Origin of the sequence: Dyella acidisoli (assembly GCF_030160295.1) — a bacterium.
Classification (GTDB): Bacteria; Pseudomonadota; Gammaproteobacteria; order Xanthomonadales; family Rhodanobacteraceae; genus Dyella_B; species Dyella_B acidisoli.
Map to the genome: position 1 here is coordinate 198,797 of NZ_BSOB01000006.1, position 23,528 is coordinate 222,324.

At 60.9% G+C, this 23,528-nt stretch carries 18 protein-coding genes; 7 read left to right on the forward strand and 11 right to left on the reverse strand.

The window, feature by feature from the left end:
* The first annotated feature begins 158 nt into the window (after nt 1–158).
* Nucleotides 159–1,520 (forward strand): S41 family peptidase, encoded by a 1,362-nt coding sequence (locus tag QQJ86_RS04155; RefSeq protein WP_284319647.1) that lies wholly within the window; start codon nt 159–161, stop codon nt 1,518–1,520.
* Between the two features lie 166 nt (nt 1,521–1,686).
* Here QQJ86_RS04155 and QQJ86_RS04160 read toward each other — a convergent pair whose 3' ends face one another.
* Nucleotides 1,687–3,900, reverse strand: a complete 2,214-nt coding sequence (locus QQJ86_RS04160) for a TonB-dependent receptor (protein ID WP_284319648.1) — start codon at nt 3,898–3,900, stop codon at nt 1,687–1,689.
* 189 nt (nt 3,901–4,089) lie between these two features.
* Between QQJ86_RS04160 and QQJ86_RS04165 the strand changes: the two genes are divergently transcribed.
* Nucleotides 4,090–4,770: a hypothetical protein gene (locus QQJ86_RS04165; RefSeq protein ID WP_284319649.1), complete on the forward strand. Its 681-nt coding sequence runs from the start codon at nt 4,090–4,092 to the stop codon at nt 4,768–4,770.
* Between the two features lie 108 nt (nt 4,771–4,878).
* Entirely contained in the window at nt 4,879–5,625 is a 747-nt protein-coding gene (locus tag QQJ86_RS04170) for a pteridine reductase (RefSeq protein WP_284319650.1), read from the forward strand.
* On the opposite strand, the gene folK is transcribed toward QQJ86_RS04170, so the two are convergent.
* From folK to tsaD, 3 genes are all read right to left on the reverse strand, one after another.
* Nucleotides 5,622–6,104, reverse strand: a complete 483-nt coding sequence (gene folK, locus QQJ86_RS04175; RefSeq protein WP_284319651.1) for a 2-amino-4-hydroxy-6-hydroxymethyldihydropteridine diphosphokinase — start codon at nt 6,102–6,104, stop codon at nt 5,622–5,624. The genes QQJ86_RS04170 and folK overlap by 4 nt on opposite strands.
* 274 nt (nt 6,105–6,378) lie before the next feature.
* Nucleotides 6,379–6,735: a dihydroneopterin aldolase gene (gene folB / locus QQJ86_RS04180; protein ID WP_284319652.1), complete on the reverse strand. Its 357-nt coding sequence runs from the start codon at nt 6,733–6,735 to the stop codon at nt 6,379–6,381.
* Nucleotides 6,736–6,767: 32 nt separating this feature from the next.
* The gene (gene tsaD, locus QQJ86_RS04185; protein ID WP_284319653.1) at nt 6,768–7,835 is read right to left on the reverse strand and encodes a tRNA (adenosine(37)-N6)-threonylcarbamoyltransferase complex transferase subunit TsaD; all 1,068 of its coding nucleotides are present in this window, start codon (nt 7,833–7,835) and stop codon (nt 6,768–6,770) included.
* Between the two features lie 179 nt (nt 7,836–8,014).
* On the opposite strand from tsaD, the gene rpsU reads away from it, so the two are divergent.
* The 4 genes from rpsU (at nt 8,015) to QQJ86_RS04205 (ending at nt 11,370) form a co-directional block, all read left to right on the forward strand.
* A complete protein-coding gene (rpsU, locus tag QQJ86_RS04190; protein WP_109724432.1) occupies nt 8,015–8,230 on the forward strand; it encodes a 30S ribosomal protein S21 in 216 nt (71 codons plus the stop codon).
* A gap of 179 nt (nt 8,231–8,409) precedes the next feature.
* The gene (locus QQJ86_RS04195; RefSeq protein ID WP_284319654.1) at nt 8,410–8,856 is read left to right on the forward strand and encodes a GatB/YqeY domain-containing protein; all 447 of its coding nucleotides are present in this window, start codon (nt 8,410–8,412) and stop codon (nt 8,854–8,856) included.
* Nucleotides 8,857–8,991: 135 nt separating this feature from the next.
* Complete coding sequence (dnaG, locus tag QQJ86_RS04200; protein WP_284319655.1) at nt 8,992–10,728, forward strand: DNA primase; 1,737 nt, start codon at nt 8,992–8,994, stop codon at nt 10,726–10,728.
* Between the two features lie 27 nt (nt 10,729–10,755).
* Nucleotides 10,756–11,370 (forward strand): DedA family protein, encoded by a 615-nt coding sequence (locus QQJ86_RS04205; protein ID WP_284319656.1) that lies wholly within the window; start codon nt 10,756–10,758, stop codon nt 11,368–11,370.
* Nucleotides 11,371–11,561: 191 nt separating this feature from the next.
* Here the strand turns inward: QQJ86_RS04205 and QQJ86_RS04210 are convergent, their stop codons facing one another.
* The 7 genes from QQJ86_RS04210 to QQJ86_RS04240 form a co-directional block, all read right to left on the reverse strand.
* Nucleotides 11,562–12,353 carry a bestrophin-like domain gene (locus QQJ86_RS04210; RefSeq protein ID WP_284319657.1) on the reverse strand — a complete coding sequence of 264 codons (792 nt, stop codon included), beginning with the start codon at nt 12,351–12,353 and terminating at the stop codon, nt 11,562–11,564.
* A 106-nt stretch (nt 12,354–12,459) separates the two neighbouring features.
* Nucleotides 12,460–13,953, reverse strand: a complete 1,494-nt coding sequence (locus QQJ86_RS04215; protein WP_284319658.1) for an efflux transporter outer membrane subunit — start codon at nt 13,951–13,953, stop codon at nt 12,460–12,462.
* Nucleotides 13,954–13,955: 2 nt separating this feature from the next.
* Nucleotides 13,956–17,051 carry an efflux RND transporter permease subunit gene (locus QQJ86_RS04220; protein ID WP_284319659.1) on the reverse strand — a complete coding sequence of 1,032 codons (3,096 nt, stop codon included), beginning with the start codon at nt 17,049–17,051 and terminating at the stop codon, nt 13,956–13,958.
* The gene (locus tag QQJ86_RS04225; protein ID WP_284319660.1) at nt 17,044–18,168 is read right to left on the reverse strand and encodes an efflux RND transporter periplasmic adaptor subunit; all 1,125 of its coding nucleotides are present in this window, start codon (nt 18,166–18,168) and stop codon (nt 17,044–17,046) included. The genes QQJ86_RS04220 and QQJ86_RS04225 overlap by 8 nt, the downstream gene beginning before the upstream one ends.
* Nucleotides 18,169–18,382: 214 nt before the next feature.
* Nucleotides 18,383–20,050 (reverse strand): Na/Pi cotransporter family protein, encoded by a 1,668-nt coding sequence (locus QQJ86_RS04230; protein WP_284319661.1) that lies wholly within the window; start codon nt 20,048–20,050, stop codon nt 18,383–18,385.
* Between the two features lie 82 nt (nt 20,051–20,132).
* The gene (gene mgtA, locus QQJ86_RS04235) at nt 20,133–22,799 is read right to left on the reverse strand and encodes a magnesium-translocating P-type ATPase (RefSeq protein WP_284319662.1); all 2,667 of its coding nucleotides are present in this window, start codon (nt 22,797–22,799) and stop codon (nt 20,133–20,135) included.
* 164 nt (nt 22,800–22,963) lie between these two features.
* Nucleotides 22,964–23,209 carry a hypothetical protein gene (locus QQJ86_RS04240; protein ID WP_284319663.1) on the reverse strand — a complete coding sequence of 82 codons (246 nt, stop codon included), beginning with the start codon at nt 23,207–23,209 and terminating at the stop codon, nt 22,964–22,966.
* Between the last annotated feature and the right edge of the window lie 319 nt (nt 23,210–23,528).

Consider the following 23,528-nt stretch of genomic DNA (forward strand, 5'->3'; position numbering starts at 1 on the left):
CGCGGCAAGATTTGCCCCTCACCCCGGCCCTCTCCCCGGAGGGGAGAGGGAGTAGAGATATTTGAAGCCCACTTCGGCGTATGCTTTCAGCATGAATTTCGACGGCCCCGAGCGGTCTCAACGAGGTCGTCACATCACTTCTTGTGGAGTTTTGCCCCATGCGTTTCCCCCGCTCCTGCCTGCTCGCCCTGTTGCTGGCGACGCCCCTGTTGCACGCGCAGGCGGCGCCTGATGCGGCGCCCGCCGCCAGCGATCCCGCCCCCGCCAAGGCGACGAGCAGCGCGGCACCGGCAGACCAGGTAAACATGGATGACGTGCGCAACTTCGCTCACGTCTACCAGATCATCCGCCAGGCTTACGTCGAAAAGGTCGACAGCAAGACCCTGATGAACGATGCGATCAAGGGTATGCTCGCCGGCCTCGATCCGCACAGCGCCTATCTCGACAAAGAGGGTCTGCAGGAACTCAACGAGGACACCACCGGCCAGTACGGCGGCTTAGGTATCGAGGTCATGCAGGACAACGGCATGCTGAAGATCGTCTCGCCGATCGACGACACGCCTGCTTCGCGCGCCGGCATCAAGCCGGGCGACGTGATCACCTCGGTCAACGGCAAAGTGATCACGCCTGACAACATCGACAGCATGTTCGACGCGCTACGTGGTGATCCGGGCAGCAAGATCACGCTGGGCATCCTGCATGAAAAGGCCGACCAGCCGGTCAATATGACGCTCACCCGCGAGCGCATCTCCATGACCAGCGTGAAAGTGCGCGAACTCGAACCCGGCTACGCCTATATCCGCATCAGCCAGTTCCAGGACGACACGGCCAGCGATCTGGAAAAGAAACTGGGTGCACTGACCCAGAAGAACGGCGCACAGAAGGGTGCGATCCTGGATCTGCGCTCCAACCCAGGCGGTCTGCTCACGGCGGCGGTATCGGTGAGCGATGACTTCCTCGACTCCGGCAACATTGTTACCACGCGTGGCCGCCTGCCCGACTCCAACCTCACCTTCGCCGCGCATCCCGGTGACTTGTTGAACGGCGCGCCGATGGTGCTGCTGGCCGACAACGGCACTGCCTCTGCGGCAGAGATCGTGGCCGGTGCGCTCAAGGACAACCATCGTGCGTTGATCGTCGGTCGCCGCACCTTCGGCAAGGGTGTGGTGCAGACCGTGCTGCCGCTCGACAGCGATCATGCGGTAAAGCTCACCACGGCGCGCTACTACACGCCCAACGGCACGTCGATCCAGGCCGAAGGGATCAAGCCGGACATCCCGCTTGCCGACCTCACCGTGGCCAAGGTGGACGATACGCAGAACCCGATCAGCTCCGAAGCTGACTTGCCGCATCACCTGGCCAATGAAGCCAATGCGAACAGTGACGGCATCAATAACGATGGTAGTGCGGAGAATGCAAAGCTGGCGACCAGCGACTATGCGCTGTCGCAGGCATTGAACATTCTGAAGGGCCTGGCGCTGCGCAAGGATGGCGGGCAGTCGGCGGCGTCGGCTCACTGATAAATCCCCCTCTCCCTCCGGGAGAGGGGTTAGGGTGAGGGTGCAATCGGCGCGCGATCGCAACGACTTGCGTGAGAGGTTGGCATCGCGCTTCGCCCGAACCCTCACCCGCCTCTCGGCACCCTCCCCCGAAGGGAGAGGGTTCACTAAGGTGGATCTGGCCGAATTAGAAATCGAACGGCTTTTCCAGCGTCAGAAACACACCACGACGCGGCCCATACTGCGGCGCACCCACGCCGACACCGGTGCCGCTACGCAGCCGGTACGAACGATCCAGCGCATTGATCAGCGCAAGCTGCGTGTGCACCTTGCCGATGCTTTCGAAGTCGAAATCATGTGACACGTTGAAGTTGAGCTGGAAGTAGTACGGCAGCGAAAGGCCATTCGGCACCAAGCCCGCCTGACGCAAACCGCTACCGAACAGATAATCGGCGCCGACCTTGGTGGTATCGGTGATGGCGTAAGTAACACCACCCGATGAAGCCAGCTTCTGATCGTGATCGAGGTGAATAAAGTTGTTGGTGATGTAGGCCAGTTCATCCACACCGAAGTTGTACTGGCCGGTGATCACGTCCTTGCCCATCGCACGGCTGTACGCGGCGTTGAAATACGCGGACAGCGGGCCATGGTTATACGAAAGCGTGAACTCGGTACCACGCACGCGGCCGTACTTGTAGTTGAACGTGGAGTACACCAACGCGGTACCGAACTGCCCAAGATCCTGCAGGCGCTCCACCTTGCGATAGTAGGCATCCAGACCCAGCGTCCAATCCGAGCCGATGTTCTGCTGTACGCCCGCGTCGAAGTAGTTGGAACGTTCTGTCAGCGGCGTGTTGTTGCCGTAGTTTTTCACCGCATTGGTGGTGTTGGCGAACGCGTCGATGTTCTCACTGGAGATCAGCTCCGTCTGCGGCGGCGTGAAGTAACGCGAATAGCCGGCATGGAACGTGGTGCTGTCGGTGGCCTGCCACAGCATCCCTACGCGCGGACTGAGCTGACTTTCTTCACGGAACGCCGTGTAACGGTCGCCGCGCAAGCCGTAGTTGAGGGTAAAGGTGTCGGTGATGTCCCATTCGTCCTGCAGATAGATCGCCGCCGTCTTCGCGAGAATGCGATCGCCCGAGAAGATATTGAACGGTACCGTGCTGGCTTGGCTGCCATCCGGGTTGGTCGGGAACACCAACGAATTGGTGTTGGTCATGGCGCGATCGAATTCGTAATAAACACCGTAGCGCAGCGTGTGCGAACCACCCCACGGCGTGGCGAAATCCGCCTGCAGCGTCGATGCGCGGTCGTTCTGGTTGATCTGACCCGCGACGCCGTTGAACATCAGATCGCCGATGTCATCGGGGTAATACTGCAATCCGCTGTAACGCTGGCCGATCGACACCTGATAGGTGGTATCACCGAGTTTCCCCTGCAGCGCCAGCATGCCGAAGCGCGTCTGTTCGTTCTGGCGCTCGTTTAAGTTGGCGGAGTTGAAATCAGTCTGGTCCAGATAGCCGAACTGCGGCGTCTGGCTTGGATTGTTCGGAATCTGGAAGCGGTTGTTGGTCACGCCAAACAGGAAACTCAGACGCGTGTCGTTGTTGATCAGATAGGTGATGTCGCCGAAACCCTTCACCTGATTCGTGTGGTCATGGATCGGATCGCGGCTACGCGTCGGGTTTTCGATGCCGACGTTGTTCTCCAGATAATTGCCGGTGAAGAAGTAGCTCCAGTTACCGCTGTGCCCCCAGATCGACGCATACGGATTGACGGTGCCGAACGTTCCGCCGGTGATGCCGACCACACCACCGTTGCTGAGGTCCGTACCATTCTTGGTAGTGATGTCTACGACCGCAGCTGTGCGCTCGCCGTATTGCGCTGGCAGCGCACCGTCGAGCAGTTTCACGCTCTGGATGGTGCGCGCATCAATGGTTTGTCCGAAGCCGGCAATCGATTCCGGCAGCATGACGCCGTTGATGCGGTACTGCAGATTGGCGTGATCACCGCGCACGTGCAGCTGACCGTAGGAATCCTGCACCACGCCCGGCGCTTGCAGCAGCACCTGATTGAGCGGCGTGGAGGCACCCAGCGGCAGAGCCTGGATGTCCTGGGCGTTGATCACATACTCACTGCTACCCGTATCCGGCGACAGGTTGTTGCGCGCCACGTCCAGTGCCGCGGTGACGTTTACCGCACCGAGCTGCTTTGCCTTGGTGGCGCGACGGTTGCGTGACGCCTGGTCGGCGGTATCGCCCGAGGTATCGTCGCCAGCCGGCGGCTGCGCCGTCGCGGCGGGAGGCTGGGTGGGCGCCTGACCAGTAACGGACTCGGCGTAACTGGCGGAGGCATACAGCGCGAGGCAAAGGCCTAAGGCAAGCGGAGACACTTTCATGCAGGGGAATCCGGGCGGTTGTTGTTAGACGGAAAGGAAGCAGACTGAAATGTTATAACATTTCCATTACGCCGAACGAACGCCCCAGAAGTCATGCCCAGTGACATAAGGGGTTCATGCCGCCCTCATCAGCCGTGCACATGGGCGGTCTATGATCGCCCGGTCTGATATTTCCCCACGGAGCGCGGCATGACCGAGCCCAACGGCACGCAAACCACCCCCAACCTGCCTGCAGTAGTCACTCAGGATGAGGCAAGCAGCCGGGTGACCCGGGCGATTCTGGATTTCATCAGCCAGATTCCCGACAGCAAGGTGCACAGTCAGAGCAATCCGGACGCTGAGGCGCGCCGGCTTGCCAGCCGCGCCGCCCAACGCGCAGCGCTGACTGCCGGCACGCTAGCCTTGCCGCCCGGCCCGCTCGGCTGGCTCACCATCCTGCCGGAACTGATTTCGATCTGGAAAATCCAGGCGCAACTGGTCAGCGACATCGCCGCGGCTTACGGCAAGCATGCGGAATTGGGCCGCGAACAAATGTTGTGGTGCCTGTTCCGGCACACCTCCGCACAGGCATTTCGCGACTTGGTCGTGCGGCTAGGCGATCGCCTGATCTTCCGGCGCGTCTCCTATGGCGTGATCGAACGCGTTGCCAAACAGATCGGCGTGAAAGTGACGCAGCGTGCGCTGGGCGAAGGGCTCTCACGCTGGATGCCGGTGATCGGTGCCATTGGCGTAGGCGGTTATGCCTACTACGACACTCGACAGGTGGCGGCGACCGCCATTGCGATGCTGAAGAGCGAGATTGGGACAGCCGACAGCGAAGACAGCGCGAACACGGTGACGCAGGAAGTGCAGGCGACGCGGATGCATTAGATTTAGCAACGCAATAGCTCGGCAAATCCCCCTATTTCCTCAGCGTCATTCCGGCGACGGCCGGAATGACGCCAAGGCTAGATCGCGCATAACCATAGGAACATGCATATGGATTCGTCCAAACCGCGCCCGGTCGCACTGATCACTGGTGGCGCCAAGCGCGTAGGTGCCGTGATCGCGCGCACCCTGCATGCCGCCGGGTACGACCTCGCCTTGCACTGTCGCCATTCGAGAACAGACGCGGATGCGCTTGCTGACGAACTTTCCGCGCAGCGCGCCAACAGCGCGCTAGTCGTGCAAGCGGATCTTGCGGACCTACCGGCACTGCCGAATCTGGTCGACACAACGGTTTCACGTTTCGGTCGTCTCGACGCACTGGTCAACAACGCCTCCGCGTTTTATCCCACGCCGTTGGAAACGGCCACGTTGACGCAATGGAACGAGTTGTTCGCATCCAACGCGCAAGCGCCCTTCTTTCTTGCACAAGCCGCGCTGCCGGCATTACGTGAAGCGCGCGGCGCTATCGTCAATCTCGTGGACATCTACGCCGAGCGTGCGCTGGCGCAACATCCCATCTACGTGATGGCAAAAGCGGCATTGGCGGCGATGACGCGCTCACTGGCGCTCGATCTCGGCCCGGACATCCGCGTCAACGGCGTCGCACCCGGCGCGGTCATGTGGCCAAGCGATGGCAAACCGTACAGCGATCAGGAAGCCATGCTGGCGCGCACACCGCTCAAGCGTGCCGGAGCGCCGGAAGATGTGGCCAGCGCCGTGTTGTGGCTGTTGCGCGATGCGCCGTTTGTCACCGGCCAGATCATTCGCGTGGATGGCGGGCGCAGCGTATCGGTCTAGAGTTGCTCGATGATGAGCGGCTCGCTTTCAACCGGAAATGCCGCCCACAGCTCAGCCATAGTGCGTCCGTTGACCGGGTGACGCATCTCCGGCGCGATATCGGCGATCGGCTTCAGCACAAACGCATGCTTCAGTTCCTTGCGCGGAATATCCAGATGCCCCGGCCCCTGCGTAACGAGGTCGTCGTAAAGCACGATATCCACATCCAGCGTGCGGTCGGCGTAACGCGGCACATCGCGGCGACGGCCATGGCGATCTTCCAGCGCATGCAGCCAATCGTTGAGTTCGTTGGGCGAAAGCTCTGTATCCAAGCCCACGGCGAGATTGATGAAATCCGCACCGTCGAAGCCGACCGCGGCACTGCGATAGGCAGGCGATACGTCGATATCGCCGAAGTGCGCACGCAACTCGTTCAGCGCGGCGCGCAGATAGCGATGCGGCTCCTGATTGGAGCCAAGACTCAAGTAAACGCGCGCCATGTCTATGGGATGCTCCGATCCATTCTGCGTGGGCGTCACCGGCTCTGTCCGTTCGCAGGCCACAGGGCCATCGGCGAAGGCAGACTGGCCGTCTGTCGAGGCGATGGACCGAAGGCATGCGGACGGACAGAACCGGCCCGAAGGGTGATGTCCAGAAGGCTCGCAGGCTGCGCCGCGCGACTTGAAAAGACGGCCAGTCTTCCCTGCGCCGCGCAACACAGCCTGCGAGCCTTCTGGACATCATGCCGCCTACGCAGAATGGATCGAAGCATCCCTAGGGCCGCTTCCCGCGCTCAATGCGTACACCGACGGCTTTCGCACCGCGCACCGCGCCGGGCTTGGACAGTTTCAGCCGCACCCACACCACGCCGAATTCCTCGCGAATGATCGCGACGCAACGCTCGGCCAGCGTTTCGACCAAGCCGAATTTCGATTCACTCACGTAAGCGATGAGCCGCTTGGACACATCTTTGTAATTGAGTGTGTCGGTGATGTCGTCGCTGGCGGCGGGCACGGTGTTGTCGAACGCCATCTCGATGTCGAACGACAAGGTCTGGCGCACGCGGCGCTCCCAGTCGTAGATGCCGATGACGGTGTCGATGCGCAGATCTTCGATGAAAACTATGTCCATGCGTGCAAGCGTCGCGGATGCGAGCGATACGATCAAGCGGCGGGCGGCAGGGTCTGCAGATCCCAGCGCGGAAAGACCTGCACGGATTCATCCTGGTGCTGGCCATGCGCCAGCCGGATCGCACCGGCCAGCGCGATCATTGCGCCATTGTCGGTACAGAACTGCAGGCGCGGAAAATACGTTCTGAAGCCATCTTTTGCGCCGGCGGCAGCGAGCTCTTCGCGCAGACGGCGGTTGGCGCCGACACCACCGGCAATCACCAACCGATGCGCGCCGGTTTCGGCAAGGGCACGACGGCATTTGATCAGCAGCGTATCGACGATCGCTTCCTCGAACGCGCGAGCGATGTCGGCACGCGTTTGTTCGCTCTGATCGGATTGCTGCCAAGCCAGCAGCACCTGCGTCTTCAGTCCGGAGAAGCTGAAATCGAGCCCGGGACGATCGGTCATCGGACGCGAAAAACGGAACACCCCCGGCCGCCCCTGGCCCGCCAAAGCCGCCAGTGCGGGACCACCCGGATATGGCAAACCCATCATCTTGGCGGTCTTGTCGAAGGCTTCGCCGGCGGCGTCGTCCAACGTGTCGCCCAGGATGCGGTAATGGCCGATGGCCTCCACCTCTACCAACATCGAATGACCGCCGGACACCAGCAGAGCCACAAATGGCGGCGCGGGCGGATCGTCTTCAAGCAGGGGCGCGAGCAGATGTCCTTCCATATGATGGACACCGATCGCAGGCACGCCCAAGGCCCAGGCCATTGCCCGGCCTGTGGCTGCGCCCACCAACAATGCGCCGACCAGGCCAGGTCCGGCGGTGTAAGCTACGCCGCCGAGATCCGCGGGAGTCAGTCCGGCCTCCTTAAGAGCTTCACGCACCAGCGGCAACAGCTTGCGCACGTGATCGCGGCTGGCGAGTTCTGGCACCACGCCACCGTAGTCGGCATGCAGCTTCACCTGGGTGTACAGGGTGTGTGCCAGCAGCCCATGTCCTGGCGCCTGCGGCTCCCAGCGCAGCAGGGCGACGCCGGTCTCATCGCAGGACGTTTCGATGCCCAGCACGGGGCGGGGAACGGGGGATGGGGAATGGGGAACAGAAGACATCTCGATAGGTACCGTCATCAGCGCCAAATGGCATTTTGCCGATGCAGCCCGCCTTGCGATACCTTTCCACGCCCTCGCCACCTAATTTCTGTCGCCCGCTCTTTGAATTTTTCACCCACACCAGCGTATACTTGGCGGCTCGCCGTATTTTTCACCCAATTCACCATCCCGGAGTTTCCATGCCCAGCGTAAAAGTCCGCGAGAACGAGCCATTCGAACTCGCCCTGCGTCGCTTCAAGCGCACCTGCGAAAAGGCCGGCATCCTCGCCGAGACCCGCAAGCGCGAGTTCTATGAAAAGCCGACCCAGGAACGCAAGCGCAAGCGCGCCGCTGCTGTGAAGCGTCATCTGCGCCGTCTGTCGCGCGACGTTTCGCGCAAGACCCGCCTGTACTGAGCCTGCCCTTAGCGGGAGTGTTCCGCTTCGGCGGGGATTGAGGTCCTGGCGCGCCTCGCGCCGCACTCGTTCAGCGCTCGCAGCTGGCGCGTCCATTCGCAGCCACTGCCTGCAAGGCACTTGCACTAGCCGACGTTGCTCCGCAACGTCGGCTTTGTGCTTTCCGAAGGAGTCATTCCATGACACTAAAGCAGCAAATTACGGAAGACATGAAAGCCGCCATGCGAGGCGGCGACAAGCACCGCCTCGGCGTGATCCGCCTGATCCTGGCTGCCGTGAAGCAGCGCGAAGTGGACGAACGGATCGAGCTGGACGACACCCAGACCCTCGCCGTGCTGGAGAAAATGCTCAAGCAGCGCAAGGATTCCGTCAGCCAGTACGCTGCCGCCGGCCGCGAAGATCTTGCCGACGTAGAGCGCGCCGAGATGGCGGTGATCGAAGGTTATCTACCCGCCAAGCTCAGCGAGGCCGAAATCGATGGCCTGATCGACGCTGCCATCGCCGAAACCGGCGCCAGCGGCGCGCGTGACATGGGCAAGGTGGTGGCAGCAGTGAAGGCCAAGGCCGCTGGCCGTGCCGACATGGGCCAAGTTTCGGCCCGCATCAAGACTCGCCTGGGCGGCTGATCGTAGGTTGGGGTGCAAACCCCAACATGGCCATATCAATCAGGATCGCGATGTTGGGGCTTGCACCCCAACCTACACCTGCGAACAGATATCCCTGGGCAGCGGAACGAAGCAGAAACGCTAGACTATCCGCTTATGCGCGGCCGCATCCCTGACAGCTTCATCGACGAACTGCTTGCCCGCGTCGACATCGTCGACGTGATCGAGCGGCGCGTGCCGTTGAAGAAAGCCGGACGCGAATGGACCGCCTGCTGCCCGTTTCATAACGAACGCACACCCTCGTTCTACGTAAGCCCCGCCAAGCAGTTCTTCCACTGCTTCGGCTGCGGCGCGCATGGCAGCGCCATCAAATTTTTGATGGATTACGAGCGACTGGAATTTCCGGACGCGGTGGAGGAACTGGCGCAATCGGTGGGATTGAAAGTCCCCTATGAAGGTGCACGCGACAACGCGCCACGCGAAGACAAAACCGATCTTTACGTCGTGCTCGACGCTTCCGCGCGCTGGTACGAAGGCGAATTGCCGAAAAGCGCCGATGCCAAGGCGTATTGCGCCAAACGCGGCCTGGACGCAGACACCATCGCGCGTTTTCGCATCGGCTGGGCGCCGGCCGGTTTCGACGGTGTGATCCGCCATCTTGGCACCACCGAAAAGCGCATGCAGCTGCTGACCGAAGCAGGCATGGTCGCCAACAACGAACGCGGCAACAAATACGACCGCTTTCGCGAACGCCTTATGTTTCCGATCATGGATCGCCGCGGCCGTGTGATTGCCTTCGGCGGCCGCGTACTGAAATCGGAGCAAAGCCCCAAGTACCTCAACTCTCCGGAAACGCCTCTATTCCATAAAGGCCGCGAACTATTTGCGCTGTGGCAGGTAAAGCAAGCCAACAGCAACCTCGCGCGCATCGTGGTGGTGGAAGGCTACATGGATGTGATCGCGCTGCATCAAGCAGGTTTGCCGATCGCAGTGGCGACATTGGGCACGGCCACCACGCCTGATCACGCCGAAGTCCTGTTTCGCGCTGCGCCAGACGTAGTGTTCTGCTTCGACGGCGATCGCGCTGGCCGCTCCGCCGCGTGGAAAGCGCTTGAATCCGCGCTACCGCGTTTGCGTGATGGGCGTCAAGCGTATTTCCTGTTTTTGCCGGAAGGTGAAGATCCGGACACGCTGGTGCGCAAGGAAGGCAAGGAAGGCTTCGAAAAGCGTCTACGCGAAGCCACGCCGCTGTCCGAATATTTCTTCAGCGAGCTCTCGCACGAGGTGGACCTGAGCAGTCTTGATGGACGCGCAAGGCTCGCCGAGCGCGCGCGTCCACTGATCGCGCGCCTGCCGGATGGCGCGTTCCGCGACCTGATGGCACAGGAACTGGAAAAGCGCACGGGCGCACGCGCGGTGCTGGAGGCTGATCCCGTCGCGCGGCGTCCCATACAACGTCCTGTGGCCGTGCAACGTTCACTCGTGCGCAGTGCCATCGCTCTGCTGCTCGCACAACCCGGGCTCGCCGATGAAGTGCAGCAACCCTACGCATTTCTGCGCTTGGACAAACCAGGCGTGGAACTGCTCGCCGAATTGATCGACATCGCGCGCTCTCGCCCCGGCATCAACGCCGCAATGCTGGTGGAACATTTCACCGACCGACCCGAATACGCCGCATTGCAAAAGTTGATGGCCGCCACCGTGGTCGGCGAACCGGAAATCCAGCGAATAGAATTCTTCGACGCTTTGGCACGCATGGAAAAACAGGCCATCGATCAACGGCGCGACACACTCGTCGCCAAGAATCGCGAAGGCACGCTGAGCTCTGCCGAAAAAGCGGAGTTACGCGAGCTGCTGGCCGCGCGTGTACCGACACCCACGGCCACGTCATGACCCGCCGCTCGACAACAAGGAACGTCGATGGATTTGCTTGAACGCCTGATCACCTTTTTCGCCGAACACGGCTATGTGGCCGTGTTCATGGCGCTGCTGCTGTGCGGTGCCGGCCTGCCCCTGCCGGAAGACATCACTCTGGTCGCAGGCGGCGTCATCGCCGGCCTGGATTACGTCAACGTGCACACCATGGTTGCAGTCACCATGGTCGGCGTGTTGGCGGGCGATGCGGGCATGTTCCTGCTCGGCCATCATTACGGTGTGCATATGCTGCAGTGGAAACCCATCGCCTTGCTGATGCCGCCGCGCCGCTACGCACAGATGCAAGATAAATTCACGCGCTACGGCAATCGCCTGATGTTCTTCGCGCGTTTCCTGCCAGGTATGCGCACGGCCGTGTACATCACGGCTGGCGCCACGCATCGCGTGAGCTTCTGGCGCTTCCTGCTGCTGGACGGTATGGCTGCGTTGTTGAGCGTGCCGTTCTGGGTGTATCTCGGTTATTTCGGCGCCAATCGACGCGAGTGGCTGGGCATGTGGATACGGCGGGGACAGAACAGCCTATGGTTGCTCGCCGGCGCGGTCCTGGTGGTGGCGCTGGTGTTGTGGTGGCGCCAGCGTCGGCGAAATACTGCGCAATGACTTATTGCGCTTTTTTATTGTTGGCGGCAAACGCAGCATTTTTGCGATAGCGGCGTAGCTGCGTAGGTTGGGTTAGCGCAGCGTAACCCAACAATGCCATCGCGTTTGGCTGGATCTGTTGGGTTACGCTGCGCTAACCCAACCTACGCCGCGCCGGCCTTCGCCAAAATGACGGTGGAAGAACGGTCGATTCACGACCCAGCCTTACCCGGTGCAGCAATCTGCATATGCAACTGGTCGCTCAAGGTCTGCATGCTTTGCTGACTGACTTGGATCAGCCCATTTACCGGCGAATCGAGATCCGCGATCAAGCTCACCGCGATCGCCACCATCAACACCGGTACAAAGGTAGCAAGCGCGGCACGATGACGCTGGCCATAGCCGATGATCACTGAAGTCATCACCGATAGCGCCGCCAATAGCATCCAAATATCCAGCGGCACACGGTTGAGTCGCCCTGCCACGCGCTTGCCGTCCAGATCGATCATGTCATTCAACGCCGACACATAGAGCGCCGTGACCGGTGTAGGCGCTTGCTGCGCTGCCGTTGCAGCGTCGCTCCAAAGCTCGTTTTGAATCTGCATGGCACGCTTGGCGGCGTTGCTACGCGCGTCCTCTTCCGATGCATTGCCAAAAATGGCGAGACGCGAATCCACGTACTCGCGCAGCAAAACCGGCGCCTTGCTGCGCACCGGCTCGACCTGCATGGTCGCGCGCAAATACACCGTACCGATGGCGTTGGCTTCATCGATCACTAGATGTTTGCGCTCATCGAAACGTGCCAGCGCCATGCTCATGGTAAAGCCGAGCAGAAGGCTGAGCAGCACGGCGATCTGATTACGCGTCTCGTGGACCTGTTTCTCCCAGTCCTGCTCTTCGCGATGCTTTGCCAATGCGCGCAGGCGGAAGCCCGCCTCGTGCGCCAGCAGCAGGACGGCCACCGCCACTGCGAACAGCGAAATTGGGTGATCCAGCAAATACATCGTCGCATCCTTACCGAGCCATGTGCGCGGATTCTAGCTCAGCACTTTGGGTTTGCACGCCCGCTGCACCGGGCGTGCAAAACGTCCGGACGATCTGCGGACCAAGTCAGTGGCTGGTAACTGCCACATCGTTGCGGTTCCACCAACCGCCGCCCAGCGCCTGGAACAGAGCCACCGTGTCGGCATACCGCGCCGCGCGTGCCTGGATCAGGCTCAACTCCGCCTGACGGTACGTGACCTGCGCATTGAGCAGCGCCACCATGCTGATATCACCTAACGCATGCTGCTTCTGCGCGATGGCATAGCTGTGTGCGGCCGCCTGTTCGGCGCGCGCGGCCGCACGCATCGCATCTGCGTCGGATTGCAGGGCGTGCAGGGTATCAGCCACGTTCTGCAGGGCCGATAGCACCGTGCTGCGGTACTGCTCTGCAGCTTGTTTGTAGGTCGCCTCTGCAGCGCGCTGCTTGTGCTTGAGCGTGCCGCCATCAAACAGCGGCATGGTGATCGCGGTACCGATATTCCAGAAGCCGGTACCGGAACCGAACAGCGTGTGCTTCTCGTCTGTGGCGCTGCCCCAGGCGGCGCTGACGTTGATGTTCGGCAAGCGGGCGGCGACGGCCACGCCCACTTGTGCGCACGCCGCGTGATACTGCGCATCGGCCATGCGCACATCGGGGCGCTGTTCGACCAGCCGTGCAGGGAGGCTCAACGGGAGGTCTTGTGGCAATTGCAGGCTATCCAGATTGAAACGCGCGGAAACGTCCTGGTCAGGCGTGTGTCCCGTCAGTACGGCTAGCACGTCGCGCTGTTGCGCCAGCTGTTTGTGCAAGGGCGGCAAGCTGGCACGCGTCTGCTCCAGCGTGGCCTCCTGTGCGGCGATGTCGGCTTCCGAAGCATCGCCCAAAGCCAGCTGCTTTTTATTGGCCTCCAGAATCTTCGATTGGCTGTCGATCATGTCTTCGGTGGCGGCGATCTGCCCGCGCAATGCAGCCTCCTGCACTGCTGCGTTGACGAGGTTGGAGGTAAGCGTGAGGTAGGTCGCTTCCAACTGGAAACGCTGTGCATCGGCCTGCGCCACCAGCGATTCCACGGCGCGCCGGTTCGCGCCCCAGACGTCGGGCGAGTAAGACACGCTCACCTGAGCAGTCGTAAGGTCGTAGAACGACGCGCCTGACGAAGCGGGGCTGGCCAGCGTGCCGGCAATTTTCTGTCGCGTTGGATCAACGCTCGCGTCGAGCGTTGGCCAATAGAAACCGCGCTGCGCGTAGACATTTTCCCACGCCGCCTTTAAGGCCGCCTGCGCTGCCGCCGCATCGGGATTGATCTTTAGCGCATCATCGATCAGAACGTTCAAGGGATCGGAGTGGAACAGCGTCCACCATTGGCCGGGGATATCTATGTCCGTTTTGAAGTGCTGCGCCTGCCCGTCCGCGCCCGGCGCGGAAGCTGTAGTCGATTGCGCGCCCTCTTCCATGTAGCCCTGCGCGGTGGGTGATGTGGGTCGGTGGTAGTCCGGCCCGACCGCGCAAGCGCCAAGCGCAAGGCTCACGCCCAGCATGAGTAAGTGGCGATGCAGTTTGAAAAGACGATTCGTAGCCATGATCAGATCTCCACCTCGCCCGGCGCATGTCCCCAGCGCTGCTTGATGAAGTTTTCCATCCCGTAATAAAGACTCGGCAGGATGAACAACGTAAGCAGCGTGGCAATCGGCAGACCGCCGACAACCACCGTGGCCAGCCCGCGCTGCACGTCAGTGCCAACACCTGTCGCCAATGCAGCGGGCAACATACCGATGCTGGCCACGGTCGCAGTCATCAGCACTGGTCGGAAGCGTTCCGTGGCACCGACCACCACGGCCTCGAACAACGACAGCCCTTCCTTACGCACGCGGTTGATGTTCGACACCATGATGATGCCGTTTTGCACTGCCACGCCAAACAGAGCAATAAAGCCCACTGCGGTAGCGATGTTCAGCGTTTCGCCGCGTATGTGCAGCGCAATCAGGCCACCCACAGTGGCCAACGGCACTACGCCGAGCACCAGCAGCGCCTGATGCAGTTTGCCGAATTCGGCGAACAGCAGCACTGCCATGATGGCAAGCACCATGCCCATCACCACGGTCAAGCGTGCCTCGGCGCGCTGTTCGTTCTGGAAATTGCCCGCCCATTCCAGGTTGTATTTCTGCTTGTCGAAATGAACCTTCGCATCGATCTGCTGCTGCGCATCGGCCAGATACTCCGAAAGCGCACGATCGCGGTTGTCGATGCGGATGGTAAGTTCGCGCTGACCATGTTCGTGCGCGATCGTGCTCTCGCCCATGGCCAGCTTAATGTCCGCCACCTGTTTGAGTGGCACCTGCGCGCCACTGGCGGACGTGAGCGGCAACTCGCTCACCGCTTGCAAGCTGTTGGCGACATCGTTGGATGTGCGGGCAGTTACGTTATAGATACGATCAGCCACATATACCTGCGTAATAGGTGCGCCGCCGATGGTCGTCTGAATCAGATTGGTGATGTCACCCACGTTGATGCCATAGCGCGCCGCTGCATCACGGTCCGTAGTGATCGACAGTTGCGGAATCGGCGACTCTTGGAAGATCGACGCGTCAGCCGTACCACGTATACCGCGCAGCACATCCACGATCTGATTGCCGATCTGTCGCAGTTCATGGAAATCGTCGCCATAGATGCGCAGCACCAGCGGACTGTGCGCACCGCCGATCATGTCGTTTTCGCCGTCGATGATCGGTTGGCTGATACCCACCGTGATACCAGGTATCTGCTGCATGCGTGCGTTGAACTTGCGCAGGAATTCCGCTTTGGTCTCACCGTTCGCCCACGTGCTGTATGGCTTCAAGCCTACGCCAGCTTCCACGTGCGAAGGTGTCCAGGGGTCTGAGCCGGTATCATTGCGACCGAGCTGCGTCACGATGTAGGACACTTCAGGAAACTCGCGCACGACTTTGCGCAACTGAGACGTCATCTGGCTGGCCTTATCCAATGACAGGCCAGTAGGCATCTGCACCTGCAACCACAGCGCGCCTTCGTCTAGATCGGGCAGGAATTCACGGCCAATCGTTGCGCCGAAAATCAGCACACCACAGAACGCAATACCTGCGATCGAATAGGCAACGGGAAGCCGATGCAGCAATCGGCCGAGGGTATGTGTGAAGCCTGCCTGCAGACGTTCCAGCGGCTTGTTGTGGAAAATTTTGCGCGGCTTGCGCAACCCCAGATAGGCCAACGCGGGCGTCAACGTGACGGTACACAGCAGTGCGGCGAGCAAGGCGTAGCCCACGGTAAAAGCCATGGGGCGGAACAGCTTGCCTTCCGCATGCTCGAACGCGAACAGCGGCAAGTAGGCGGTAATGATGATCAGAGTGGCGAAGAAGATCGACCGCCCTACGTGGCCGGTCACTTCCATCACATCGTCTTCGGTCAGCACTTCGGTTGGCTTGTGCTCGCGCTTGCGAAGAATCGCCTCGGTCACCACGATGGCACCATCCACGATCACACCGAAGTCGATCGCGCCAAGCGAAAACAAATTCGCCGACATGCGCGTGAACTGCATCAGGATGAACACCGTCACCAGCGACATCGGAATCGCCACGGCAGCGACCAGCGCGGAACGCGGGCTACCCAGGAACAGGATCAGCACGATGCACACCAGGCCGATACCTTCCATCACGGTGTGGAAGACTTTTTCCTTGGTCGCATTCACCAGATCGTCGCGATCAATGTACGGCACGATCTGCACGTCCTGGGCTGCGAGCTGCTTGTTCAGCTCAGCTACCTTCGCGTGAATGCCATCGAGCACGCGCGAAGGATTTTCGTACTTGAGCAGGTCGACGATGCCCTCGATGGTATCGGGATTGTTGTCCTTGCCGAGAATGCCTTCGCGCACCTGATGACCGTAACGCAGCTTGCCAAGCTCTCGCACCAATACGGGCACGCCGTTGTTCTGCGTGACGACGATGTCACCCATATCTTTCAACGTATGCACCATGCCCACCCCGCGCACGATGTACGATTGCTCGCCACGTGTGATGCGCCCGCCACCGGCATTGGATGTATTGGCCGAGATCGCTGCCGTCACCTGATTGACGCTAACGCCATAGTGCAGCAACTGCGTTGGATCGAGTTCGAGCTGAAATTCCTTGGTGAAGCCGCCGAAATTGTCGACGTTGATCACGCCAGGCACCTGTTGCAAGCCCGGGATCACGATCCAGCGCTGGATCTCCGACAGCTCCATTAGATTCCTGGTTTTTGACTCGAGGGTGTAGCGATAGATCTCGCCGGCCGGACCACTCACCGGATCGAGCCCAGGCGTGACACCGGCCGGTAGCGTGACTTGGCCCAGCGCATTTTGGACGCGCTGACGCACCCAGTAATCGTCAGAGCCGTCCTTGAACACCATGGTGATCAGCGACAGGCCGAAGGTGCTGCTCGAACGCATGTTCACCAGGTTCTGCGTGGTGGCCAACTGGCGTTCCAGCGGAATGGTGATCTGCTGTTCGATTTCCTCGGCTGCAAGACCAGGCACCTGTGTGGTGACCTGCGCGGTGACGTCGCTCAGTTCCGGATACGCCTCGATCGATAGTTGCGTCCACGAGTAATAGCCGAAGCAAATGACGAGGAACGTCACCACGATGAACAACTTGCGCTTCTCGAAGCACAAGCGGAAGAGCTGGTTAATCATTAAGCAGCACTCCGCCTCGGACAACCACGCGATCACCCGCCTTCACGCCCTTAAGCACACGCGTGTCGCCGGATTCGTCGTAGCTCAGCTCTACCGTACGGCGCTCGAACGTCCACGGTGCGACTTCGACAAACACACTGGTGTTGTCGTTATTCATCAGCAGGGCCGATTCGGGCACAAACACCTGTGCGGGTTGCGGAACGGCGATGCTGACGTTGGCGTACATGTTGGGCTTGAGCTTGCTGTCTGCATTGGTGAATACGGCGCGCACCAGATCGCGGCGTGTATCGGACTGCAGCAGCGGATTGACGAAACTCACGGTGCCATGGAACACCTCGTTCGGATAGGCCGACAGCACCGCATCGACTTTTTCGCCCTTGACGATCTGGCCAACATCACTCTCCGGCACATTGGCGGTGATCCATACCGAATCGAGATTCGAGATGGTCATCATGGCTGCAGTGGCGTCGTTGACATACATGCCGGACGACACCGACAACGCGGTGATGTAGCCACTGGTCGGCGCCGTCACTTGCATCGGTCGCTGTGCCGCGGAACCCGGCGTACCACCCACGGCAGCAAGGCGTGTTTGCGCACGATTGAATTCCGCCAGCGCCTGGTTGTAGCCACTCTGCGCCGCTTCAAGATCTTTGGTGGCGTTGCCACCTGCGGCTTTGACGCCGCGCGCGCGATCCAGCGTCTTCTTCGCAAGATCCAAGGCATCACGCGCCTTCTCGACATCGGCATTGGCCTGCGCGAGATCGCCGGAGTCGACGACTGCCAGCAACTGACCACGCGTGACGTGATCCCCCAATCCGACTTTCAGTTCCATCACTTTACCCGTGAGCGATGGCAGCACATTGGCCGTATGCGTGGGATCGGCTTCCACGTTCGCCGGAAATACCATCGCGTGAGGCGCCTGTCGCACCTCGACGGCCTGGACGACCAGTTCCTTGCGCAGGGGCGAACTGTCTGGGACTTTGATCTCGCCATGCTCGACGGTGAAAGCCGGCGGTACTTCGGCCCCGTTTTCGCCATGTGAGCAGGCGGCGACACTCAGCGCCACGGCCATTGCAGCCGCCAGTCGCCATCCTTGTTTATTGAGCAGGTGAAGCATTGGTGTTCCCCATCGTTGCTGCGTTATGGCACTTCCCCGTAACCACGAGGCCATAACGTTGTTGCAATACGGTGAAGGGAGCAAGGCAATGTGTTGCAGATACCTTACAGACCCGACCGCGGTTGTTTCGCTCCTAACCGCTGCCGAGTCGATGGCGGCGGTCAGCGAAGCGGGCTAATAGTGGGAGGTTCCGCTTGCGTATGACTGTCCAAGTTCAGGCTTTTCCTTCTGCAACAGAGTGATTGCCATTCGGTTGAACCAGCCTGCCCTGCAGCAGGCCAGCGCGTTCCAGCGGCAGGTATGCGATGGCCGCCAGGTGAGAATGGATGCGGCGCAGATCGCGCAGGATGCGCAGGTACACATCGCCACCGCCGCCGTCACGCTGCTGGCGCAAGTCGCGAATGTGCCGGTCGGAGGCATCGTTTTCCAGGCGCCACAGCAATTCCTTGCGTTCCATCAGGTGCTGTGCGGCACGCAGGTCGCCGCGCATGAATACGGCGAGCGCCAAACGCAGGCTTTCCATGATCTGCGCATGCATGGCCGCAAGATCCTGAATATCGTCCGCCGAGAAATCTTGTCCGCGCTGTGCTTTCTTGGAGGCAAACTCAACCAGGTTGTTGGCAGTGATATCGCCGATGTGCTCGATATTGATCACGAATGCGTGGATTTCCTGGCTGCGCTCGCCGTCTTCCTCATTCAACGCCTCGCCCACCAGGTCGGCCAGATACTGCCGGATGGCGACGCCAAGGCGGTCCAGATACGGATCCATCTTGCTGATGGCGCCGGCACGCGCGCTATCGTCCTTGCCGAAGACCTCTACCAGGCCCTTCAACATGCCTTCGACCATGTCGGCCATACGCATGGACTCGCGCTGCGCGTTCACCAGCGCTACGCCCGCGCTATCCAATGCCGCCTCTTCCAGATACAGCGGCACGCCTGGATCAGCGGGCTGAGGCGGCTCCGGCAACATGCGCACCAGCCATTGCGCGAGCTTGTTCACCGGCAGCAGGAAGATCAACGCCAATGCAAGATTGAACGCCGTGTGGAAATTCACCGCGATGCGCGCAGGTGAATCACCCAGCGCCGCGAGCCAATGTGCCATGGGATTGAGCAGTGGCAGGCAGACCACGCAGCCGAACGCACGCACCAGCAGATTGCCCAATGGCAAGCGACGTGCGACGGGCGTGTGCGCCTCGAGCAATGCAGGCAAGGTGCTGCCGAGATTGGCACCAAGTATCAGCGCAAGCGCACCCGGCGCGTCGACCACACCGCCGGTTGCGAGCGACACAATCAACAGGACCACGGCCACACTGGAGTGACACATCCAGGTGAGCAACCCGGCAATCAACACGGCGAATACCGGTTCATCGGCCAGCGCGTGCATGCCCACCTTGAGCAATTGCGCGTTTTCCATCGGCGCCATCGTCAGCACCAGCAGATGCAGGGCCAGCAGCATCAGGCCCAGGCCGATGCCAACGCGGCCGATATTTTCATAACGCACGTCGTCACTACGGCGATGCAAGGCCGTGCCGAACAAAATCAGCACCGGTGCAATCAGTGCGATGTTGAACGACATCACTTGCACGATCAGCGTGGTGCCGACGTTGGCGCCAAGCATCACCGCAAGACCCGGGGCAAGGCCGAGCATGCCGCTGGCAGCGAACGAGGTGGCCATCATGCCGGTGGCGGTACTGCTCTGCAGTAGCGCGGTGATGCAAATGCCGAATGCAAAGGCGCTCGGCCGGGTGCCGAGAAAACGACCCAGCGAACGACGCAATGCACTGCCGTAGCCGCGCAGCACGCCGCTAGTCACCATGTGCGTGCCCCACAACAGGAGCGCGACATAGCCTGCGATGTCAAAGAGTGCGAAGGTGCCTTTCATGGCACACCTCCCCTGTAGTGTCTGCAGAAGTTCGTGGGTTGGAGTGAGGTTTGCACCTCAACTCCAACCTACCAAGCCACTCTCAAAGCCAATGCTTGTAGCGGCGGATATAAATCGTCTTCACGAACTGCGTGAGCACGGCATAGGTGAACACAGTCGCCGCAACCCAGCCGAAATACGCCGAAGGTAGTGATACAAAACCGAACTTCGAAGCGATCGGCGAGAACGGCAACACCAGTCCGATGCAGATAACCGCCGTGGTCAACGCCAGCACCGGCGCTGCGGCAATGCTCTGCACGAACGGTATCTTGCGCGTGCGGATCATATGCACGATCAGCGTCTGCGTCAGCAGGCTCTCGATAAACCAGCCGGTCTGGAAGAGCGGTGAATGCTCCGGCGAGTTCGCGCCGAAGACATGCCATAGCAACCAATACGTAGTGATGTCGAAAATCGAGCTGACCGGGCCAATCCATATCATGAAACGGCCGATATCGCTGGCATCCCACTTGCGCGGCTTGCGCAGGTATTCCTCGTCCATGCGGTCGAACGGAATCGACAGCTGCGAGCCGTGATAGAGCAGGTCCAGCACGAGCAATTGCAGCGGCAGCATCGGCAGGAACGGCAGGAACGCGCTCGCTACCAGCACCGAGAACATGTTGCCGAAGTTCGAGCTGGCAGTCATCTTGATGTACTTGATGATGTTACCGAAGGTGATGCGGCCTTCGATCACGCCTTCCTCAAGCACCATCAGGTTCTTTTCGAGCAAGATGATGTCCGCCGATTCCTTGGCGATATCGGTGGCGGTATCCACCGAAATACCTACGTCTGCTTCGCGCAACGCCGGGGCATCATTGATGCCGTCGCCGAGGAAGCCGACCGTATGACCTTGGCGCTGCAGCGACTTCACCACGCGCGCTTTCTGCAGCGGCGACATCTTCGCAAACACGGTGGTGCGCTTGACCAGTTCGTCCAGCTCCGCGTCGTCCAGCGGCTCGATGTGCTTGCCTTGCGCGGAGTTGGCCACTTCCAGGCCCACTTCGCGGCAGATCTTGCGCGTCACCGCTTCGTTGTCGCCGGTGATTACCTTCACTTCCACGCCATGATGATGAAGCGCGGCGATGGCGGTGCCGGCGGTATCCTTCGGCGGATCGAGAAAGGCCAGACAGCCTACTGCGATCAACCCGGCTTCATCGGCAACGCCGTAGGCGCGGTTGGCCGGCGGTTGGTGCTTGATCGCCACGATCAGCGCGCGCAGGCCATCCTCGTTGAGATCGCGCGTCATCGCCTTGATCTCGGCGCGCAGCTCGTCCGTCATCGGGCGAATGCCGTCCTCGGCCTTCGCATAGGCGCAGATCGACAACATTTCTTCTACGGCGCCCTTGCACACCAGCAATTCTTCGCCATCGCCATTGGTCACGATGACCGACATGCGGCGGCGCTGGAAGTCGAACGGAATCTCGTCGACGATGCGGTACTTGGTGGCGGTGGGTTCCAGATCGCGATGCGCCAGCACCGCCTTGTCCATCAGGTTCTTCAAACCGGTCTGGAAGCGGCTGTTGAGGTAGCCGTATTCCAGCGCCTCCTCGGATTCCTCGCCGAACAGATCCAGGTGGCGCTCCAGCACGATCTTGTCGAGCGTGAGCGTGCCGGTCTTGTCCGTGCACAGCACATCCATCGCGCCGAAGTTTTGGATGGCGTTCAAGCGCTTCACCACCACCTTGCGCTTGGACATCGCGATGGCGCCCTTGGCCAGGTTGCCGGTCACGATCAGCGGCAGCATTTCCGGCGTAAGGCCCACCGCCACGGACAGCGCAAACAGGAATGCCTGCAGCCAGTCGTGCTTGTCCAGACCGTTGATGAGGAAGACGATCGGCACCATCACCAGCATGAAGCGGATCAGCAGCCAGCTGACACTCTTCACGCCGCGGTCGAAGCTGGTCTGCACGCGCGTACCAACGATGGTGCGCGCCAGCGAGCCCAGATAACTGCGGGGACCCGTCGCCACCGCCACTGCGGTGGCCGAACCGCTGACCACGTTGGTGCCCATGTAGCAGACCGTGGACAGATCCAACGGGCTATCCGCCCCCTCGGTCTTGGCCTGCTCAGAATCCGGACTGTGTTGCGGCGCCGACTTCTCCACCGGCAGCGATTCGCCGGAGAGAATCGCCTGGCTGATGAAGAGGTCCTTTGCGCTGAGCAGACGCAGGTCCGCAGGCACCATGTCGCCCGCGGCAAGATGCACGATATCGCCGGCCACCAGCTCCCCTACAGGCACTTCGATACGCTCGCTATGCCCATCGGATGCGCGTCGCGTTACCGTCGCGGTATTGCGCACCATCGCCTTGAGCTTTTCGGCCGCCTGCGAGGAGCGGTATTCCTGCACGAAGCTCAACGACACGCTGATCAGCACCATCACCGAAATAATGGTGGGGCCGGTCAGCGTGGTCGGGTCGGTGGCCAGCTGCACGCCGGCCAACACCAACAACACCACGATGAACGGGTTCTTGAACGCATGCAGGAGCTGCAAAAACCAGTGCGGCGGCTTCTCATGCGAAACTTCGTTTACGCCGTCGCGATCCAGACGCTCGGCGATCTGCTCTTCATTGAGCCCGGCCAGGCTGGTGTCCAGCGAGGTCAGCAGCTCATCGTTCTGGCGGTACCCCTCCTGCGCAACGGCCACCCGCAAGGGTGCCGCGGCGCCCTTGCCGGCCACCTTGCCTGCGATGGTCTGGGGGGAATGCTTATTCATTGACTCGCTTCCGTGGTTTTCGTTGATACCTGGATGGATCAGCGAGTCGGCGGGTGATCACCCGCGGTAACGCCGAACCGCGCTAAGGCCGCCCACGCGGCCTCAACCAGGGAACTGGCGGAGGCCAACCTTTACGAAGAACGGCACAAGTCATCATTGATGACTCATCCGTGACTGGATACCAGTTGTAGATGACCGCGAGATTTCGGCGAGTCATGTTCCTGCCGCGAAGACGAGCGGCCGTGCGCCTGGTCCGCATGACGGCGCAGGTCGATCACATTGTCTTGAGAATGATCCGGCAGCGGCTCGGGGACAGTGATCGTCCAGGTGCGACGCGAGGCGTCGCGGCGGCCACCCAAGAGGGAACGATCCGAGGTGCGGATACGAAAGAAATCGCGAAGGAGCTTCATTGGCCCATCTCCTGTAAACGGTGCTCACGGCACCGTTAGGAGCGGGCCGGACTTCCCTAGTCGAGGAAAGCGCCGGCCAACCGCTGGCGGTTGCCGCGAACGATCAGCTTGTTATGCAATGCCGGCACCCGATGCTCGCGGATGTCGACGTTGCGACTAGGGTAAACGTCCATATGCCTTGGTTAGTTCGGACAGAGGCCCGGCCGGCCATGCTGCGCCGGTGGGCGCGGGAATTGTCTTGCTGCGGTGCGGAACTGTCAACCCTTGGAAATAATTTTTTTCATGCGTTGCCCCCTTTCCCCTTCGGTAAGAGGGCTGG

Coding starts and splice junctions, on each gene's coding strand:
- QQJ86_RS04170 (WP_284319650.1), top strand. CDS start 4,879: ATGGATTCGTCCAAACCGCGCCCGGTCGCACTGATCACTGGTGGCGCC.
- folK (WP_284319651.1), bottom strand. CDS start 6,104: ATGGCGCGCGTTTACTTGAGTCTTGGCTCCAATCAGGAGCCGCATCGC.
- mgtA (WP_284319662.1), bottom strand. CDS start 22,799: ATGAATAAGCATTCCCCCCAGACCATCGCAGGCAAGGTGGCCGGCAAG.
- QQJ86_RS04240 (WP_284319663.1), bottom strand. CDS start 23,209: ATGAAGCTCCTTCGCGATTTCTTTCGTATCCGCACCTCGGATCGTTCC.
- QQJ86_RS04230 (WP_284319661.1), bottom strand. CDS start 20,050: ATGAAAGGCACCTTCGCACTCTTTGACATCGCAGGCTATGTCGCGCTC.
- tsaD (WP_284319653.1), bottom strand. CDS start 7,835: ATGTCTTCTGTTCCCCATTCCCCATCCCCCGTTCCCCGCCCCGTGCTG.
- QQJ86_RS04215 (WP_284319658.1), bottom strand. CDS start 13,953: ATGGCTACGAATCGTCTTTTCAAACTGCATCGCCACTTACTCATGCTG.
- rpsU (WP_109724432.1), top strand. CDS start 8,015: ATGCCCAGCGTAAAAGTCCGCGAGAACGAGCCATTCGAACTCGCCCTG.
- folB (WP_284319652.1), bottom strand. CDS start 6,735: ATGGACATAGTTTTCATCGAAGATCTGCGCATCGACACCGTCATCGGC.
- QQJ86_RS04195 (WP_284319654.1), top strand. CDS start 8,410: ATGACACTAAAGCAGCAAATTACGGAAGACATGAAAGCCGCCATGCGA.
- dnaG (WP_284319655.1), top strand. CDS start 8,992: ATGCGCGGCCGCATCCCTGACAGCTTCATCGACGAACTGCTTGCCCGC.
- QQJ86_RS04155 (WP_284319647.1), top strand. CDS start 159: ATGCGTTTCCCCCGCTCCTGCCTGCTCGCCCTGTTGCTGGCGACGCCC.
- QQJ86_RS04160 (WP_284319648.1), bottom strand. CDS start 3,900: ATGAAAGTGTCTCCGCTTGCCTTAGGCCTTTGCCTCGCGCTGTATGCC.
- QQJ86_RS04210 (WP_284319657.1), bottom strand. CDS start 12,353: ATGTATTTGCTGGATCACCCAATTTCGCTGTTCGCAGTGGCGGTGGCC.
- QQJ86_RS04225 (WP_284319660.1), bottom strand. CDS start 18,168: ATGCTTCACCTGCTCAATAAACAAGGATGGCGACTGGCGGCTGCAATG.
- QQJ86_RS04205 (WP_284319656.1), top strand. CDS start 10,756: ATGGATTTGCTTGAACGCCTGATCACCTTTTTCGCCGAACACGGCTAT.
- QQJ86_RS04220 (WP_284319659.1), bottom strand. CDS start 17,051: ATGATTAACCAGCTCTTCCGCTTGTGCTTCGAGAAGCGCAAGTTGTTC.
- QQJ86_RS04165 (WP_284319649.1), top strand. CDS start 4,090: ATGACCGAGCCCAACGGCACGCAAACCACCCCCAACCTGCCTGCAGTA.